General features: G+C 62.4%; 13 protein-coding genes. 12 read left to right on the top strand and 1 reads right to left on the bottom strand.

Annotated features, from left to right (window positions below):
- The first annotated feature begins 42 nt into the window (after positions 1-42).
- Both gpmA and HS101_17455 read left to right on the top strand, forming a co-directional pair.
- A complete protein-coding gene (gene gpmA, locus HS101_17460; protein ID MBE7508055.1) occupies positions 43-789 on the top strand; it encodes a 2,3-diphosphoglycerate-dependent phosphoglycerate mutase in 747 nt (248 codons plus the stop codon).
- Between the two features lie 368 nt (positions 790-1,157).
- Positions 1,158-2,201: a diguanylate cyclase gene (locus HS101_17455; GenBank protein MBE7508054.1), complete on the top strand. Its 1,044-nt coding sequence runs from the start codon at positions 1,158-1,160 to the stop codon at positions 2,199-2,201.
- A 48-nt stretch (positions 2,202-2,249) separates the two neighbouring features.
- Here HS101_17455 and lptD read toward each other — a convergent pair whose 3' ends face one another.
- Entirely contained in the window at positions 2,250-5,333 is a 3,084-nt protein-coding gene (gene lptD, locus HS101_17450) for an LPS assembly protein LptD (GenBank protein ID MBE7508053.1), read from the bottom strand.
- A 489-nt stretch (positions 5,334-5,822) separates the two neighbouring features.
- On the opposite strand from lptD, the gene HS101_17445 reads away from it, so the two are divergent.
- From HS101_17445 to HS101_17400, 10 genes are all read left to right on the top strand, one after another.
- Positions 5,823-6,635: a tetratricopeptide repeat protein gene (locus HS101_17445; protein MBE7508052.1), complete on the top strand. Its 813-nt coding sequence runs from the start codon at positions 5,823-5,825 to the stop codon at positions 6,633-6,635.
- A gap of 33 nt (positions 6,636-6,668) precedes the next feature.
- Complete coding sequence (locus tag HS101_17440) at positions 6,669-7,832, top strand: polysaccharide biosynthesis/export family protein (protein MBE7508051.1); 1,164 nt, start codon at positions 6,669-6,671, stop codon at positions 7,830-7,832.
- Positions 7,833-7,924: 92 nt separating this feature from the next.
- On the top strand, positions 7,925-9,562 hold the full coding sequence (locus HS101_17435) for a hypothetical protein (GenBank protein MBE7508050.1): 1,638 nt from the start codon (positions 7,925-7,927) through the stop codon (positions 9,560-9,562).
- Positions 9,563-9,679: 117 nt separating this feature from the next.
- Positions 9,680-10,600, top strand: a complete 921-nt coding sequence (locus HS101_17430; protein ID MBE7508049.1) for a CpsD/CapB family tyrosine-protein kinase — start codon at positions 9,680-9,682, stop codon at positions 10,598-10,600.
- Positions 10,601-10,691: 91 nt separating this feature from the next.
- Positions 10,692-12,281: an O-antigen ligase family protein gene (locus tag HS101_17425; GenBank protein ID MBE7508048.1), complete on the top strand. Its 1,590-nt coding sequence runs from the start codon at positions 10,692-10,694 to the stop codon at positions 12,279-12,281.
- Between the two features lie 2 nt (positions 12,282-12,283).
- Complete coding sequence (locus HS101_17420; protein ID MBE7508047.1) at positions 12,284-13,987, top strand: lipopolysaccharide biosynthesis protein; 1,704 nt, start codon at positions 12,284-12,286, stop codon at positions 13,985-13,987.
- Positions 13,977-16,235 carry a glycosyltransferase gene (locus tag HS101_17415; protein ID MBE7508046.1) on the top strand — a complete coding sequence of 753 codons (2,259 nt, stop codon included), beginning with the start codon at positions 13,977-13,979 and terminating at the stop codon, positions 16,233-16,235. Before HS101_17420 ends, HS101_17415 begins: the two co-directional genes overlap by 11 nt.
- Positions 16,236-16,437: 202 nt before the next feature.
- Complete coding sequence (locus HS101_17410) at positions 16,438-17,625, top strand: glycosyltransferase (protein ID MBE7508045.1); 1,188 nt, start codon at positions 16,438-16,440, stop codon at positions 17,623-17,625.
- Positions 17,600-18,412 (top strand): WecB/TagA/CpsF family glycosyltransferase, encoded by an 813-nt coding sequence (locus HS101_17405; GenBank protein MBE7508044.1) that lies wholly within the window; start codon positions 17,600-17,602, stop codon positions 18,410-18,412. The genes HS101_17410 and HS101_17405 overlap by 26 nt, the downstream gene beginning before the upstream one ends.
- A gap of 86 nt (positions 18,413-18,498) precedes the next feature.
- Positions 18,499-19,206, top strand: a complete 708-nt coding sequence (locus HS101_17400) for a sugar transferase (GenBank protein ID MBE7508043.1) — start codon at positions 18,499-18,501, stop codon at positions 19,204-19,206.

Raw genomic sequence — 19,206 nt, 5'->3', positions numbered from 1 at the left:
GCGCACCGGCACAACGCAACATGCAATGAATGGAGGGCTGTCATGCACAAGGTCATACTTCTTCGGCACGGCGAGAGCGACTGGAACAAGCAGAACCGCTTCACCGGCTGGACCGACGTCGATCTTTCCGAAAGGGGTGTCAGCGAGGCGCGTGAAGCGGGCCGGACGCTGAAAGCCGCAGGGTTCGCGCCCGAAGTGGCATTCACGTCCGTCCTAATAAGGGCCATCCGGACGCTGTGGTTGTCGATGGAAGAGATGGATCGGATGTGGATACCCGTCCATCGGAGTTGGCGGCTCAACGAGCGGCACTATGGAGCGCTCCAGGGCTTGAACAAGGCGGAGACGGCCGCGAAGCACGGCGAGGAGCAGGTGCAGATCTGGCGGCGCAGCTACGACATTCCGCCGCCGGCGATGGAGGAAAGCGACGAACGATTTCCCGGGCGCGACCCGCGATATGCCGACATTGATGCTCGAATCCTCCCCAGGACCGAGAGTCTGAAGTGTACGGTGGAGCGTTTCCTTCCATACTGGCATGACGCCATCACGCCTGTCATCCGATCCGGCAAGCAGGTGCTTATCGTCGCGCACGGCAACAGCCTTCGGGCGCTGGTCAAGTTTCTCGATAACGTCCCGGAGAAGGAAATCGTCGAGTTAAACATCCCGACCGGCGTGCCGCTGGTATTTGAATTGGACGATTCACTACGGACAGTCCGTCACGAGTATCTGGGCGACCCGGCGGAGATCGCGCAGAAAATGGGGGCCGTCGCGGCGCAGGGAAAGGTCAAGTGACTTTCGCTCGAAAGCACACTCGCTCATCCGATAAGCCCGAATGCGCACGCCCGAAAGTGTCAATCTAAAGTTCGGCGGAGGACGTGGGATTGCCCTGATTTTGTTGGCTCTTCCCGCTCTGGCAAGGTCCCTTATCTTCGCTTCTAACGATGTCGTCACGGATGGCCGATGATGCCTTGTCGGGCCATTGCCCCTCCGGCAATGTGAATGTTTTTTCGAGCGTAGGCCGGTAGACCGTCGGGGTCAGGTTTTTTTTGACAAGCCTCCGAGGGTATCACATGCGCGGCACAACCAGATCGAGAGAACCCCGTGTACTTCGAAGAGACGACCCCGCCGTGACGTCGGCTCCATGGCCGGGCTTCAGAGGAGTGGAATCGCCGGCAACTGAGTTGGGCCCGATCCCGGTCATCGCCCTTTGCAAGGACTTTTCAAAACAGGACTCGCTGCGTCGCGTGTTGTCGCATGTCTGCGGTGTTGCCGCAAAGTTCACGAATCCGACAGCATGGAAGTCACAGAATCCCAGCAGCCCGAATTGTTCCGTTCTATTGATTCATCTGACCGACGAGTGCGACACTCCGCGGGCCGCGGAGCTGATTCGCGAGATGCGCGCTTTGTCGGAGTCGCCGCCCATCATCGTCATCAACACACGACGCGATCCCTATTCCGCCGCAGAGATCATGCAGGCCGGCGCCGACGGTTATGTCGTGGAGGGCGACCTGACCAAGGCAAGATTCCGGAAGCTCTATCAGGATGCCGAGGTGGCGGGCGAAGTGCGGAAGCAGGCCGCCAAGCATTTGCTCAAAGAAAAGCGCACGACGCAGGCGATCATCGAGCAGAATCATCGTCTGCTGCAGCGAAACCGGCTGGACTCGCTCACCGGCCTTCTGAATCATGCGGCGATCATGCGCGCCGTGGAAGTGCAGCACGACGCGGCCATCCGACTGGGCCAGACGACGTGCGTCGCCATGGTCGACGTCGATTTCTTCAAGCGGCTCAACGATGCTGAAGGCCACCTGGTGGGGGACGCCGTGCTGCGACAGATTGCCCAGTGTCTCGAACAGAACATGCGGGCCTATGACTCCATCGGGCGATACGGAGGGGAGGAATTCCTGCTGTTGCTTCCCAATATTCAGGCGGAGGACGCGCGAAACATCCTGTTACACAAGCGCGCGGAGATTCATTCGCTCAAACTCGCCCATCTGGACAGCCCCATCGCGCCGTATGTGACGGTGAGCATCGGGATGGCGTCGGGCCCTTCGCCGTCAGAGTGGCAGGACGTCGTCAAGCATGCGGACGAGGCGCTGTACGAAGCAAAGCGATTGGGGCGCGATCGGCTCGTGGTGTGGGGTGAAACGGGCATGGATTCGTACACTTGCTGCGAGCCGGACGTTACGGTTACGTGTGAAGGCTGATAGCCCGATGGTGGGCGGGCCTGGTCGGCGGGGCGCCGACGTCAGGATCTATCGCAGTTGCAGACCGACGGAATCGGCGAGGCCGGTGTAGCGCTTCGAGCCGACGCCGAGCTGCGGCGCCCCTTCGGGCCAGACGCTGAAATTAATCCCGACATCTTCAAGCCCCCGGTCAACGTCGAGCGAGACGGCGGTGTACCATCGCGGCCAGCGACGGATGTACACAAGCTGGGTGGAGTAGTTGCGGCCGACGTCAATATCGTAGAGTTCGCGGATGGCGACGGTGTGCTTCTCGCTGAGCTTGTAGTTGCCGCCCAGCGCGAGCAGATTACTCTCGATGTCGTGGATGTATCGCCAGCCGACGAAGTATGACAGGCGCGGCTGCCGCTCGACGGCCAGGGTCAGGTTGCTGGTTCCCGCGTTGCCTCGGTTCACGTCGAAGATGTTGTCCTGGACGACCACGGTGCTGTCGCTGATGCGATACTGGAAGTTCGTCGCGAGGAAGTTGGAGGAGATGCTGTCCTCGGGGCGGCTGGCGATGTAGTCGCCGTGGCTGCGATTCGATCGGACCGCCGGGTCGTATGCGTGAATCTCGCGTCCGTTGCGGCCATAGGCGAAGTTGTTGACCGGCTTGCTCTTTTCCTTGCTGGAGAAGAACCCGGCCTCGACGTCGAAGACGATCCAATCCACCGTTCGCCACTTGCCGGGACCGCCGCGCTGCGTCTGAAACTTCTGCCGAACTCCCACGGTGCCGCCGCCGAAGTCGTCGATGTCTTCGACGCCGGAATCAAACGGCGTCATTTGGTCCGGGTTGCGATTGGCATGGGCGTTCCACAGGGCCAGATCGGGCTTGATGACGTGGCGGAGGCGATGCAGATCGAGAATCTCCGACTCAAGGGAGTCATCCACTTTGCTGAGCATCATGTTGCCGCGCACACCGTAGGAGCCGAAGACACGGCCGAAGCCGCCGCTGGAGTTGTCTCTACCCCGGCCGCTGGGGCCGTCGTCGTAGGCGCCGGCCCGGCCGGCGATGTAGGGCGTGAACTTCATCGGGCCCAGGTCGGGCAGGGGGAACTGCAACTCCTGGCGCGTGTCGCCGCGCAGGACTGAGCCGGTCGAACCGGTGTTGTCGTACCGGTTTTTGCCGTTGAGCCATCGCCGCTCGTCGCCGCGATAGCGAACAATGCCGATGCGCGACTCGCTGTAGGCCGTGGCGAAATCGCCGAGCGGCTCGCCGATAAGGCTGAAGACGTTGTCGGGAATGTGCTCGGTCTGCGTCTGAAATTCGTTCAGCCGGTAATTGGTCAGCGTCGAGAATTGCCAGTTGTCCTGTCGCTTCAATAGATAGACGAGCGTTTCCTGATCCTTGCCGTTTTCGAACTCGTTTCGCTCGTACGACTCCATGTACTGATCGTCGCTGAGGTAGGAGGCCTCCAGCGTCAGCTCCCAGTCCTTGGGGAGATATTGCCGGTGCCGCCAGGTGAATCGGCCGCGGTTGTCGTGATCGGGGGTGATGCTGCCGCGCTGGCCGCCGAAGTCGTCCTTGCCGCTGTCGTTGATGTAATACGATCGCAGCAGGCCGTAGTAATCGTCGCGCTCGTAGTCCATGTCGATGCCGGTCGCGGGACCGCGATCGGTGAAGTAGTCGAGCTTGTAGGTGGCGTCATAGCCCTCGGGTGTCTCGAGGCCGAGCAGATTGAACAGATACCACCGGGTCTCGAAGGTGGCGCCGAAGTCGCCGTTATAGCCGGTCTTGGCGCTGCGAAACGCCATGCGATCTCGGGAGAAATCGCCGCGCGAAAACGGCCAGTACGCGATGGGCAGGCCCTCCAGATTCAGCGTCGTGTGATAGGCCTTATAGGTGCCCGCCTCGATGCCGACGATGTCGCCGGCCGCATTGCGCGGCGTTCGGTCCGTCAGAACGACCTTGTCCGCGCCGATGGCGACGTGGGGCGTGTGAAACTCGCTGGTGGTGATCTGCGCCTTGTTCGCCTCGTACTGCGTCGAGGACAGTTGTCGAATCTCGTCGGCCCGGACGTAAATGGGAATGCCGCGCGAAGGCTCGGCGGCGCGCGTCACGGCGTCGAGAATGAGCGCCTGTTCGTTCTGAAAGTCGTAGTAAAGCCGGGGAGCGCGGATCATCCGAAGTCCGCGGGTCAGGACGACGTCGCCTTCCAGATAAACGGCATTGACCCATTGACCGGCCGAGCCGGTGTCGGACTTGTCGCCGCCGGAGTCATCCTTGAGCTTCGGTGCGCCCCCATCGGGCGCTTCGTCGGTCGGCTTGATCTGACGATTCTTCTTTTCATCGTCGGTGCCTAATACCCCGGGCAGCCCTGAGCCGAGCTGATCGGAATTAAGGTAGAGGACGGCGGCATCAGCGCGGAGTTCCATGTACTCGCCGCTGTCGGAGGGCGAGCCCTGCGTCACGAGCACATCATTGCGTGCAATGACGACGGATTCCTCGTCGACGGTTTCGTACTCAATCGTGCCGTCAATGCGGCTGACCGAGAACTGGACGAGCTTAGCCGGCTTTTGAACCGTTAGTTGCCGCAGTTGCTCGGCGCTGGGGGAGATGACGACCGGCTCGCTTGCCTCTTCAGCCCGGGGAGTCGGTGAGAGCGTCACGAGTCGACGGGCCTTGAGGGCCTCTCGATAGAGTTCCGTGTCCTCGGCCGATTCGGAGGCGTGACCGTCGGCGTTCAGGACCAGCTTGCCGAAAGTGCGCAAGGTGACCATCAGGGCCGGGCCGGATTCAACGGTCCCGGCGGGTTGCACGACCTCCGCGTCCTGCCAGAGGAATACTTCGATTTCGAGATAGCCCTTGTCCTGCCACTTGCCGTGGCGGAACCACAGTACGGCATCTCTGGATGAAAGCCTGTGGGGCCCCATCTTGCCGAGGAAATCGCCCTCGATCTGAACCACCTGAACACCGTCACCCTGCGTCCAGGTATAGGCAAGTTTGCCGTAGAGTTCGAGATTGAAGTCGCTGATGCCGGGAGGCAGGAGGCTCTGAACCGCGGATTCGTCGACGAGAAATGGCGACTGGGCGACAGCCGGACGGGAAACGGATGCCAGCAGGGAGAGTGCCGCGATCCGTCGCAGATTTCTCGTAATGCGGCTGTTCGAATCCATTCGCATCCAGGACAGCTCGAGGGCAGCGACAATGTGCGGCGCAGGCCGTCATTCCAGCGCAGCGGCGATTATAGGTCTGAGGGGGGGGCTGTCAATTTGGAGAAAGGTCGGCAGGTTTTGCGTGTTGTCGGCCCCTGTCTCGGGGGTTGAGAGACGCGCGGCGGCGCCCGCCGGGATGCGCGGGAGCAGCTGGATGGCCGCTGGCGCTACTGTGCGCCTGCCTGGCTTTGTCCCGCGAGCGCGGCGGTCATCACTCCTGGCATAAGCTGCCAGACTGATGACACGATAAAAGCGCGACTCTTGCGCGATTGCGGGCAGTTTTTCGCGGTCCCTTTTGAGTTAACCCGCCGCGATGCCCCTCCGATAAGTTCTTCATTGGCTGCGCATCAGGCATGAAGCGCTCCGTCCGGGTCCGCGAACAGAGCGGCAGGGGAGCGCGCCGCAGAGTTGTCGGCAGTGCGCAACGGAAAGAACGAGAGCGACTGATCCGTGAATCGATTGCCATCCATCTTCTGTCAATCGCAATCAACCGTGCGCAAGATGTTGATCCGCGCCGCGGCGCTGGTGCTGATCGGCGGCTGTGCTGAGTTGCCCGCTCCGGCGGCGCTGCAGGTCGCCGAGGCGCGCAATGATTACCTCAAGCGCGACATCGCCTCGGCCCGGACGAAGCTCGACGACGTCCTGACGCATTACTCGATGTTCACCGGGGCCGCGGAGGCGTACTACCTCAGATCGAAGATCAACGCGGAGACGTCGAACAAGGCGGCCGCCAAGCGTGACGCCACCCAGTGCATCCAGCTCGCTCAGGACAAGGAGCTGAAGGCCAAGGCCAGCGCGATGGCCGGCACCCTTTGTTTTGAGTCCGGTGACGATTCGTCCGCCGTGGCGTACTTCAGCGACGCGATGAAGGGTCTGCCGGAAAAGCCGCCGGCCGACCTGGTGCGATTTCGCTACGGCGTCTGCCTTCAGCGACTCGGTCGCTGGGACGAGGCGCGCCGGCAGTTCGGCATCATTCTGCAGCGATATCCATCGAGCGATCTGGCCGAGCATGCCAAGCGCATGTACGAATGGCGCGGCGATTATTTTTCAATCCAGTGCGGCGCCTATCAGGACGGACGCGCCGCCGCCCAGCTTGCCAGCAAGCTCAAGCGAGCCGGCCTCGACGCGCGCGTCGAGCCGCGTGGCCGATTGGGTCAGTCGCTTCAGTATGTTTTGGTCGGACAGTACCCGACCTTTGTCCTTGCGGATTCGGCGCTCGGCGCCGTGCGTCGACATGTATCGGGCGCGGTCATTGCGCCATAGTGAGTTCAATCAGCTCGAGACGGAGAGTCAGGGATGACGCGAGTAATTCGATACGCCTTAGTCTGTTCGGCGCCGGCATGGCTGCTTTTGTCGCAGGGATGCTCGCGCACCAACGATCACATCCCCGACGTCGCCCCCATCGAGAAGCAGGAACTCTATCAGCCGTTCGTCGGCGGCACCGGCCTGCCCGAGCAGTTGCTGGATCGCCCGCCGTACCGGTTGATGCCCAGCGACGTTTTGGAAATCATCTATCAGGTCCGCAACATGGTGACCGACAAGCCCTACGATCTGAAGATCGAGGACGTCATTCGCATCAAGTTCCCCTATCAGGACCGCTTCAATCAGAAGCTTACCGTGCAGGGCGACGGCAACATCCGGTGCCTCATGCTGGGGCCGGTCCGGGCCGCCGGTCGAACCGCCGGAGACCTTGAGGAACAGCTTCGCCGGGCCTACGCACGCTACATCAAGCACCCGGAGATGACCGTCGTCGTCGAGGCGGCCAACGTCAAGATCAGCGAACTGAAGAAGGCCATTACCACGGCGCCCCGCGGCCAGTCGCGTCTCGTTCCGGTCAAGCCGGACGGGACCATCGACCTGCCCTTCGTCGGCGAGTGTCTCGTCGCGGGCAAGACGGTGCACGAAACCAAGAAGATGCTCGACGCGCGATACTACGAAGAGGACTTGCCGGAGATCGAAGTCACCGTCCAGACGCTCGAATTCGCGCCGCGGCGCATTTACGTCATGGGCGAAGTTCTCGCTCCGGGCCTGATCGAAATGAATGCCCCAATCACCTTGGCCCAGGCCATCATTCGACAGGGCGGCCCGAATCCGCGAGCCGACCGCTCTAAGATTCTTCTCGTCAGACGACAGTACCTGCCGGTGCCCGAGGCGCTGGTGTTCAACCTCGAAGAATTGCTGCACTCGCGCAAGCCGACGGAATTCGGCTCGTCCCCCAAGGGCAGCGACTGGCGCTACGACTGCTACCTGGCCGACGGCGACATCATCTGGGTTCCGCCGACGACGCTGGCCGTCGCCAACGACTGGATCGATCAGTTCTTCACCCGGGGCATCCGCTCGGTGTTCCCGTACAGTGGCGTCGTGGGCATGAACTTCGGTTACTCCATCTACGAACCGCCGAACACGGTCAAAACGCGGGCGATCGGTCCTCCGGGCATCAACGCCCAGGTCGGTCCGTGATCGCATAGTCGGCGGCGCGTTCGTTCGGAATGGAGAGTCAAGATCGGTGCGCGTGGACGAGATGACACGCGGAGAATTGCGGTAGAACAAGCATGAACGAATCCTACGGAACAAGATCGCTACGAGAAATCGTTCGAATTCTCTTTCAGCACTGGTTCTTGCTGACCATGATCGTCGTGATCGGCGCCGGCGGTACCTATGCCCTTTGCGAATACGTGGTGCCGCCCTATTACCGAAGCGAGATCAGCCTGATCTTCAAGCGCCCGCAGAACAAGAACCCCATCACCACCGATCAGGCCGGCGAGCGCACGTTGGAGGTCTTCGTCAAGGCCCAGCAGCAGATCGTCATGTCCGACCTGGTCCTCGCGCGAACCATGATCATCTCCGCCGATGAGAACGCGCCTCTTCGCGACAAATGGTACGAGCTGCGCGCCAAGTGGAACGAAGCCAAAAAGGTGGGCAACGGCAGCGCCCGAGCGGTTCAGGTCGAGATCGACCAATGGCTGTCGGAGGCGATTGCGCCCAAGGTTGAAACGGTCCTGACCCAGCAGCAGGAAAAGCTCAAGGAATTCTCCGACTCGATCAAGCTCCAGACGCCCGGCGGCGAGCAGGTCGCCATGACTGAAACCTTTTCGCTTCGAGTGGACCGCAAGGGCGATCGCCTTCCCGGCTCAAAGTCCTACATGCAGGCCCACTACGCGGCCGACATCCTGGCCGACATGTACATCGTGCGCTACCTGCAACTGCAGCAAATGCTCAATGCCCCGGCCGAGCGCGTCATGGATGACGTCGTCGCGAGTTTCACGACCGGAGAACTCAAGCAGGCGACCGACGCCTACACCAAATTCGTCAGCAGCAACTCCGACAAGATTGGCGTGCTCGAGCAGCTTCTCAAGAGCGGTACCGAGCACGGCGTGCAGATCATTCTCACCAAGATGCGGGAGAACGAGGCGACGCTCCAGCTCGAATTGACCCGCGATCGTTCCGTTTCCGAAGCGCTCTCCAAGGCGCTGCCCGCCAAGTGTCTGGAGCCCGGCGGCGTGGCCCAGATGAGCGACGAGGAGGTGGCGGCCGCCGTCGCCGTCGTCTCGATGGAGTTCTTCCGCGAGAATCTGCTCTTTCTTGAAATGTCCAAAAACCTCGCCAATCTGGAGATCAAGAAGTCGAGGATCGAGGCCCAGTACACCGACGACAGCCGCGACGTGCAGTACATTCGCGAGGAAGTCAGCCGCAACAAGCGACGCCTCCTCGAGCAGGTCGTCGGATACATGAACGGCCTCAAGGCCAGCATCGAGGCCCGATCGGATCAAAAGGCGATGTACGCCGAACTGGTTCGCAGCACCGCCGACGAACAGAAAGAGATTCACGCGAAGCTGGCTGACTACGCCCGGCTGAAGAACGACTTCGAAGTCGCGCAGAAGCACCTGGAGAAGCTCCAGCAGGATCGCATCGACGCCAAATCGGCCAAGCTGATCACCAAGGAGGCCGTCACCATCAGCAAGCTGGACGAAGCGACGACGCCGAATCCGGATCGCCCCTATCAACCCATGACATGGATATTCACGGCGGTCGCCTTTGCGGTCTCGATGCTGTTGGGCATTGCCTTCGCCTTCCTGGCCGACCACTTCGATCATACGTTGCGGTCAACCGGAGACGCGGAGCGCTACCTGGGAGTGCCGGTCCTCGGATCGGTCAAGCGCCGGGGACGCAGCCTGATCGTTGGCATCTAATAGGAAGTACCCGGAGGCAGGAATGACCGGAAATATAGCGACCGAGGCCGTCTGGACACCGATAAACTCAGAGAACGGTCCGCAAAACGGGTAGAATCAAGCACAGGAGCGTGGCTCGTGTCCGATAAGCCGCACAACCAGGGACCGGATTTCAATTCCGGCGACGAGGACTTGGGCCGACCGCCTCGTCCCGAGCAGATATGGCCGCCGCCGCAGCCTCAGCCGAGTCCTCCGCGCCAGGAGGATGACGAGGCAGTTGATCTCGGCTGGGACGATATCGAAAAGCTCGACGACGCCATCGAGGGCATTCGCAACGGCGGAAAGCCCGGCGAAGAGACGGCCGCCACGCGCCCGACATCGCGCACCGCAGCCACGGCCCAGTTGACCTGCCGGGTTCGTCCGAAGTCCGAAGGCGAGATGGGCCAGCTCTGGAGCAACATTTACTTTTCGGGCGATCAGACCCCGCCCAAGGCCATCATTGTGACCGCCGCGCATCGCGGCGACGGTGCGACACAGATCGCGGTAGGCCTCGCGCTCATCGGCGCACAGGCCCATCCCGAGTTGAAGATCGCCCTTGTGGATTTCAACCTGCGCCATCCAGACCTTGCCGATCAATTGGACATCGCCGCCGAGCCGGGGCTGACGGACGTGCTCGCCGGGCGAGTCATGCTCGATAAGGCCATCCAGGTCCTGGGCATTGAAGGCGGCGGCGCCGTTCATGTTCTTCCCGCCGGGCCGGTGGTTGAGCAACCGCTGGGCTTGCTGAAGAGTCGGCAGGTCAAGGCACTGATCACGCGACTCCGGGAGAAATACGACCACGTCATTCTCGACGTCGCCAATGCCGACACCCATCCGGACCCGCAGGTACTCGGAACGATGGTCGATGGGGCGCTGCTGGTGGTAGAGTCGGGCCGGACGCCTCGGGAAACCGTCTCCGACGTCAAGAAGCGATTGGACCTCGCCGGTGTTCGCTGCCTGGGACTCGTTCTGAACCAGCGCACCGATCCGATTCCGTCGCTGGTCTATCGGATGACATAATCGTCGGGGATCCGTCGGCGACACGGCCCGCCGCGGCGCAAGAACGCGGCCGCTGAGAACCGGATGTTCCGGCCAAGAAGGATAGCGAGTCGTGTCCACCCTCACCGCCCAGAAATCTCCGATTCCCGCCGCATTGTTGCTGACCGTCATCGCGGCGGCGGTGGTCGGACTGATCTCCTATCAGCTCATGCCGGCCTATGCCTTGCTGATCACATGGATCACGCTGGGGGCCCTCGCCTTTTTTGTCTTCTACACCATCGAGGGGGACCTGCTCACCGCGATTCTCGTCTGGATGGTGACTCTGATCGTGTTTCACGAAGAGTTCTGGCGCATGACCGTGCCGTTCTTCTTCGCCCTGACCATTCCCCGGCTTGGCATCGTGGTCCTCGTTGCCCTGCTCATCGGCATGTTCATGGCCGGCCGATTGCGGTTGCGACACGCCTGGCCGGCCAGCGGCTACATCGCCGCGGTCGCCGTGTACTTCTTTCTCTCGGCGATGATCAGCGGGTTTGAAACGCGCTCGGTCGTGTCCGTTCACTATCGATTAATCGGCGGCTACCTGTTCCCCTTCGCCGTGTTCGGCCTTGTCCTGCACGCGTTTCACTCCGAGCGGGATTTCAAGCGTCTGGCCGTCTTCTTCTCGATCATCTGCGTCTATCTGACCTTCACCGGTTGGTGCGAGCGCTTCGGCATCAGCGCATTGATCTGGCCCCGGTTCATCAACGATCCCAGCGTCGGCATTCACTGGGGACGCGTGCGCGGCCCCTTCGTCATGTCGGCGGCGATGGGCCTTGCCCTGGTCTATTGTTACTTCAACAATCTCGTACTGGCCCGAAACGTCGAGCGCGGCCGATGGTTGCTCTACGCCCTCAACGCCCTCATGCTGCCCGTCATCTTCTGGACCAAGACCAGATCGGTCTGGCTGTCGTTCGTCCTCTGCCTGGGTATCTGGGCGGCGTACTCGCGACGTCGCACCAGCCGCGCAGTCTCCGTCTCGCTTCTCGTGGCGGCGGCGCTGATCATCGCTGTCGTGAACATGGAGAACTTCCTCTCCGACGACCGGGCCAAGGGCGGACTCACCGACACCGAGCCGCTCCTCCTGCGCATCGGCCTGGCCCAGATGACCTGGGAGATCGTCCAGGAGCATCCGCTGATCGGCGTCGGGTTCGGACACTTTCGTGACCATGCCCCGGCGTTTGCCCGCGATCCGTCCAGCCCGTTCTATGCCTTCGGCACCACCGCCCTCGAACACAACAACCTGCTCAGCATCGTCGCCGAGACCGGCGTCATCGGGCTCGTCCTTTATTCAATCATGATGATCGTGATCGTGCGCTTCAGCATACAGCTCTTCAGGAAGCTGCCGCCCAAGGGACCGGGCTTTATCAGTCGGGACTTGCTGGTCCTCTACTGGATTCTCGTGATGGCCTACTTCATCGACGGCACCTTCCGCGAGACTTCCGACAATCCCTTCGCCAACAGCTTGTTCTTCGGACTTAGTGCCATCCCTGTTGCACTGAACATCCTGCTCGGTCCGGTTTCGATTTATGCCCGACCGGGCTTTCCGACGCCTTTGCGCGGCGGCGTGCGGTCCGGGCCTCCAAGGCCCATCGGTCGATCGGGTCCCGGCGCCGCGCCGGATCGGGCCTTGCGCCAGGGAAGGACGGGGCAACGAGGGGGGTGATCGTGAAGGCCGCTGTTGAGAACACACCGCAAAAGGTCGCGGAGTCAGTGACCGCGGCGCCTCCTCGCGCGCGGGCGGCCTCGGGACCGCTGATGACGTGGCTGTTCTCCTCGACCGCTCTGAGCCAGTCTCTCGGCCTTTATCTCCCCGCGACCGTCGCCTTCCGCCTGATTAACTTCGGTCGCATACTTCTTCTGACATGGTGGATGAGTCGGCAGCAGTTCGGCCTGTTAAACATGATCCTGCTGGCGTTGAACGTGCTCACGCCCCTGTGCAGCCTGGGCCTTAATGAGGCCGTCACCCGCTACGTGCCCCAGTATGAAGCCCGCGGCACCCTCCGCCACTTTCTCCAGCAATCGATCGCGCTGCTGCTCATCGCGATGACCGTGAGCATCGCCGTCCTGTGGTCGTTCTCGGAGCGCTTCGGCGTGTTCTTCTACGCCCAGGTGTTCACCGACGCGAAATGGCTGGCGGAGTTCCGGGTCGACGCCCCCGAACTGACCCGCCTGTCCGCCGTAGTCATCGGCCTGCTCATCATCTATTTCTATCTGCTCGCGGTCATGAAGGGGCTGCGGATGTTCACGGCCCTGTCGATCATGGAAATGTTCCACGGCGTCATCTTTCTGGCGGCCAGCGTGATCGCCATCGCCACCCGGCACCTCAGCGCTCTCACCCTCACCGGCGTCTACGGCATCTCGCTGCTGATCCCCATTACCGTCTTCGGCGCCGGTCTGCTCGTGGCGGTGTCGCATCGCACCGTTGAGGAACAGCCGACTCACGAATACCAACTGGTTAAGAAGCTGCTTCGTTTCTCCATCTGGACCACCCTTGCCGGCATTACCTGGCAGATCCTGGTCTATTACCCGACGTGGTTTCTTAACAAGGTCAATGGACACGAGGCGGTGGCGGTCTTCAGCGCCGTTCGCCAGATCGGTCAATTCATCCTCGTCGGCGCGATGTCCGTCGTCACCGTCGTCATGACCACCGTGACCAAGACCTGGGAGACGCGCGGACGCGAAGCGGCCCAGCGCCAGCTTTCATTGGCCTTTCGCGGGACCGGCCTGGGGCTCTTCTGCTTTTGCGCGATCCTGGCCTTCTCAAAGGACTGGATCATCCGCATGTTCCAGCCCGCCTACGCCCCCGGCGCCGCGGTTCTGCCGCTGCACCTCCTGTTCTTCCTCGTCGGGGCGTACCTCGCTTTTCTGCCCATTCACTTCCACCTCACGGAAAAAACGCGCCATGCTTTCTGGCCCTGGGCCATCGGCGTGGCGGCGAATATGCTCTACGCCTTCTGGCTCGCCGGGCCCGGCCTGGCCACCGTCAAGGCCATGCCGCTGTGGCAATCCATCGCGCCTTACACCTCGTCTTGGTTTGTCGCCGGCTTTTCCGATCGCATGGGACTGGGCAGCGCGGCATGGTGCGGCGTCTTCGCCATTGCCACGTCGCTGGTTCTCTGCATCACGCTGATTCAGGCGGAGTGTTGCAAGCTCGATCGCGGCACATTCATCATCATCGCCGCCGCCGGTCTCCTCGGCCTCAACGCCTATCTCCTCGCGGCCGGCTCGGTCCTCTTGCTCCTGTTGGTCACGCAGACAAGTCTTGTGTTTTCACCCGAGGAACGTCGCAGAGTTCTTGGCTACCTTGTCGGCGCCTTCGGGCATGTTCCCTCCGTTCGCCGCCTCACGGGCTGGAAGAATGGCGACTAAGTCACACTTCGCCGCGTCCGAGAGCGACAACCCCACGCTCGCCGTGATCATTTGCACGCGAGACAGACCCGACTCGCTTCTGGAAACGCTCAATTCCATCTGGGCCCAATCGCACAAGCCCGACGAGCTCATCGTCATCGACGACGGCGATCTCCCCGCGGCCACGCGAACTGCAATTGCTGCGGCCGCCGCCTCGCATGGCATCGACTTCCAATGTGAGAAAAGTAAGGCGCGGGGTTTGACGAAGGGTCGCAATCAGGCGGCGCGCCTGGCGGCAAGCGACGTCCTGGTCTACCTCGACGACGACGTGACATGCAGGGTCGACTTCCTGCGACGCCTCGTCAGGCTGTTTCGGGACCCGCGCGTGGCCGGCGTTACGGCGACGGTGGACGAGCCGCTTTTTGATTCGACCTCGGCGCGACTTTTTCAGCTTGGCTACCGATTGGCCGGATGGTGGCGCGTGGTCCCGCGAGGAAAGCCGCCGCGTCCCGCTCCGTGGATTCTCTCCCGCCCGCACGTCGCGGTGCGCGCCCGCTGGCTTTCCGGCGCGGCCATGGCACTGCGACGCGATGTCGTACTGGCCAATCCTTTTGATGAAGAGCTTGTCGAATACGCACTCGGCGAAGACCGCGAAATGGGTTATCGAATCGGCTCACGCCACTGGCTGCTCGAATCGAAGTTCGCCCGCGTCACCCATCGACGCGATCCCGGTCAGCGCCTTGACGGACGGCGATTCGGTTTCATGATCGCGCGAAATTATCTCTACATCATCCGCAAAACCTGCCGGCCCGGCGTGGGCGATGTGCTGCTGATCGGATGGAGCCTCGCGGTCATCATGGCCATGCACGCGGTTTGGATGGTGGGGTCCGGTCGGCGGTTTCACCTGCAATCGCTCAAGGGCATGTTCGCAGGGCTCATGGACGCGGCGCGCCGTCGTTTCGCCGAGGCTTTCGTCGGCTCCGCGACCACTGCACAGTCACCGATCGAATCGGACTCTCGCGTAACCGGCCTGCGTACGCCTGCCCTGAGCATTCCACATGGCGGCACCTCTGCTGGTCCCCCGCGCCGAGTTCTCTTTGTCACCAACCGCCTCGAAAACGGCGGCGCGGAACTCATGCTCATCGCCCTCGTTCAAAAACTCGTGGGCCTGAACATTCAGCCGTTCGTCCTCTGCCTCAAAGACGCCGGGCCGCTCGCCGCGCAGTGCAGAGACTCAGGCGTCCCCGTCTTCGACGGCTTCCTGCGGCATAAATTCGATGCCTCAGTGATCCCGCGTATTCGGAACCTGATATCGACTGAGAAAATCGATGTCGTCGTCGCCGCCCACAGCGGAGGCGATCGCATGTTCTGGTCCACCCTCGCCGCGAAGTTGACAGGCACGCCCATGCTCGTCTGGTCGCACTGGTTTCCGCTCCCGGGCCAGAATCATTTCGAGCGATCGAACCGAGCCCTGTTCCGGTTTGTCGTTGCCTTCATAGCACTCGGTGAGCGACACCGGGCCGCTCTCATTCGTCACGAGCAGGTCCCCGCCGGTCGAATCACGGTCATTCCAAACGCAATTGACCTGGATCGATTCCAAAAGGGTCAGTCGCGCCCCGATGCCCGCCGCGAGTTGAATCTTTCCGATGACCAGATCGCCGTCGCCATCATCGCCAACCTGCGCCGTGAAAAACGCCACGACGTCTTCATCGCCGCCGCAAAGACGCTATCTACGGAAAACCCCTCGCTGCGTTTCTTCATCATCGGTGACGGTCCCCATCGAGACGCCGTGCACTCGCTCGTCGCTTCATCCGGATTGGCTCCCGAAGTGCTGCGCCTCCTCGGGCCGCGCGACGACGTACCAGCTCTGCTGTCGGGCATCGATGTTTCCTGCCTGTGCAGCGAGCAGGAGTGCTTCAGTGTGACCATGCTGGAGGCGGCCGTCGCAGGTTGCCCCTTCATAGGGCCCGACAGCGGCTGCATGCCCGAGTTCCTCACCCATCGTGAAACCGGCCTGCTGATTCCACCGGCCGATGCCGAGGCACTGACAGCGGCCCTGCGTGAGCTATCCGCAGATCGAAAACTCCGCGACCGACTCGCCGGCGCAGCCCGGCGCAAGGTGACGGCGCATTTCAGCATGGAGCAGATGGCCCGCTCATTCGCGGACCTTATCCGATCCCTGCCCGCCAAACCCACGCCCCGCGTCCGACAATCACTTCGAGACCTATATCCCACCGCGCGCGCCGTCGAAATTATGCCTTGCGCATGAACTGACGCCGGTGGTTCCCCGATCAATGGAATAGTAAAGTTTCTACGGGGTCGATCCTGCGCCCGCACGGCTGATCGGGTCCCGGAAAAACGCGATTCTCATCGTTTCCTCGCGCAATGGGGCACCCCGCCGCCCATGGCCGCGTTTTCTTGGAATCTGACGAGAATGACGGTAAGCTAAGTAGTAGGGGATGCTTAGAAGCATGTACGCCTTCCTTCCCATGCGACCGCTGACTCGGCCCTTTCGGGTGGTGCACTTCGTCTCCACCTTTGCCGTGAAGACGGATACCAAGTGGCTGGTGCAGCTTGCACGGCACCTCGACCCCCGCGAGTTCCAGTCGGCCGCCGTTTGCTTCCACGATGGCGGCCCCATCCAGGCCCAGCTCAACGATATCGGCGTCAGGACCGAGAACATCGACGTCGCCGGCGAGCACGACCCGCGCGCCATCTTCCGCGCCCGCGACTTTATCGAGTCGTTCGAGGCCGACATCGTTCATACGCATTTGCTCAGGGCCGATCTTTTCGCCGGTCTGGCCGCGCGATGGGCCGCCGCTCCGGTCCTTGTCTCGACGTGTTACGCCATGGGAGCCTTCCGCAGGGAAAAGAAGCGACGTTCGGACCGGATACTCGATGCCATCTGTGCGGCACTTCCGACGCACACCATCGCCGTGTCAAAGGCCGTGGCCACCGACTGCATCGACCGGCTCCACATGCGGCCTGATAGTGTCAGCGTCATCCACACCGGCATCGAGCCTCCCGAGGGCGATTTCTCCGGCGAGGGCGCCGCCTTGCGATCCGCCTGGGGCGAAGGCCGCGGGCCGATCGTCCTGACCATCGCCCGGCTGAGCTACGAAAAGGGCGTGGACACCCTCATCGACGCCGCGGCGCGCCTGCAAGCGACCCATTCCGACGTGCGGTTTGTCGTGCTCGGTGATGGCGACGATCGCGCCGCCTTGCAGAAGCAGATTGACACCCTGGGTTTGTCGCATGTCGTTCGCCTCGCGGGCTTCGTGGAGAATGTCTACCCGGCCCTCGCCGCCGCGGATGTCGTCTGTCTGCCGTCCAAGTCGGAAGGCATGCCGAATGTCCTCCTCGAAGCGATGGCCATGCGGAAGCCGATCGTCGCCACCGATGTCGGCGGCATACCCGAGGCGATCATCAGCGAAGTCAACGGTCTTTTGGTACCCTCGCAGCAACCCGACGCGCTGGCCCGGGGCCTGGCACGAACATTGGACGATCGAGAGGCCGCGCGCCGCTGGGCCGACGCCGCGCATGAAACCATGACGAGCCGGTTTCATGCGGACATCGTCGCCCGGCAGTACGCGGCCCTGTATCGAAGGCTGATCATGGATCGGAGGAAGACGCGTGGATTCGTCGCCGAAGCGAGTTAAGCCGCCGACGCCGGTGGACGTGCTCGGCCTGCCCCTTCGTCCCCTGCGGACGCAAGGGCTCATCGAGCTGCTCGCCCATCGCGCCTGCGCACGGCAGCGAACCACCGCGACCTATGCCAACGCGCACACCGTCAACATGGCCATGCGCGACGTCGTTTTTCATCGCGTGCTTTCCGAGAGCGATGTGCTCTATGCCGATGGGGCCTCGCTGATCTGGGCGAGTCGCTATGCCGATGAGCGCCTGCCGGAGCGGATGACCGCCGCCGATTACTTTCCCCGTTTCGCGCGGCAGTGCGCCGACATGGGTCTCAGTATTTTCCTGCTCGGCGGCAGGGAGGGCATCGCTCAATCCGCGGCGATGCGCCTGCAGGCTGAGATTCCCGAGCTCAAGATTGCCGGTGTTCATCACGGCCACTTTTCCGACGACGAATCTTCCACCGTGGTGGAGCGGATTAACGCCGCGAGGCCGGATGTCCTTGCCGTCGGACTATCGAGTCCGAGGCAGGAGTTCTGGCTGGCGGAGCATGGCGATCGGCTCGACGTTCCGGTGCGATGGTGTGTCGGGGCGCTCTTCGACTATCTCGCGGGGATCGAGCGCCGCGCGCCGCAGTGGCTTTGCCGGCTGGGCGGCGAGTGGCTCTTTCGGCTGCTGGTGGATCCGGCCGGGAAGTGGCGGAGGTATCTGCTGGGGAACCCGCTGTTTGTGTGGCACACTTGGCGCTGGCGCGCTTGCCGGCGCGCCGGTCGTCCGTCACCGGGGGGCAGCCTCGGTCTGACGCGGAGTTGATGGAGGCGGCCGGCGTGGTCCGGCCGGGGGGTCAAGAGGCGCCGCCTTGAGCGGGCCTCGTTGAGAAGGATTGGGAAGAAGCCGTCATGCGTGGCACCGAGCAATCAAGCGCCGCAGTAGCGTTACTCGATGTGGAAGCCGGCTTTCTGCCGGTGGCGCCGCCGCGCGCCGCCGTCGCATCGGCCCGTCGTTACTACCCCTTCGCGTCAAGATTTCTGGACATCGTCCTGTCGTTTCTGGCCCTCGTGGTCGTCGGGCCGATCATTCTTGTCGCCGCCGCACTCGTGAAGCTGACCAGCCGAGGCCCTGCCTTCTTTCATCAGCAGCGCGCCGGGCTGAATCGCCGGCCGTTTACCATGTACAAGCTACGCACCATGTACGACGGGGCCGACGACGATAAGGAACTGTTCCGCAAGTTCAACGCGCTGCCCACCGGCCCGTGCTTCAAGATGAAGAACGATCCGCGCGTCACCACCATCGGTCGGTGGCTGCGGCGATCGAGCATTGATGAATTGCCCCAGTTTCTCAACGTGCTTAAGGGAGAGATGAGCCTGGTCGGCCCGCGGCCGCTGCCCTTCGACGAGGTTCGCACCGATTCGACCGACCAGAAGCTCCGCTTCACCGTCAAGCCCGGCATCACCTGTCTGTGGCAGGTCAGCGGGCGAACCGAGATTCCATATGACGAGTGGCTGGCACTCGACGTCTGGTACATTCGCAATCGCTCGCTCTCGCTGGACCTGCAGATCCTGGTCAAGACCATCCCGGCGGTTCTCTCCGGCCGGGGGGCGTATTAA

The organism is Planctomycetia bacterium (assembly GCA_015075745.1).
GTDB lineage: Bacteria > Planctomycetota > Phycisphaerae > UBA1845 > UTPLA1 > UTPLA1.
Note: the sequence above shows the minus strand (reverse complement) of the source record. Positions and strands in the feature narration are given on the sequence as shown.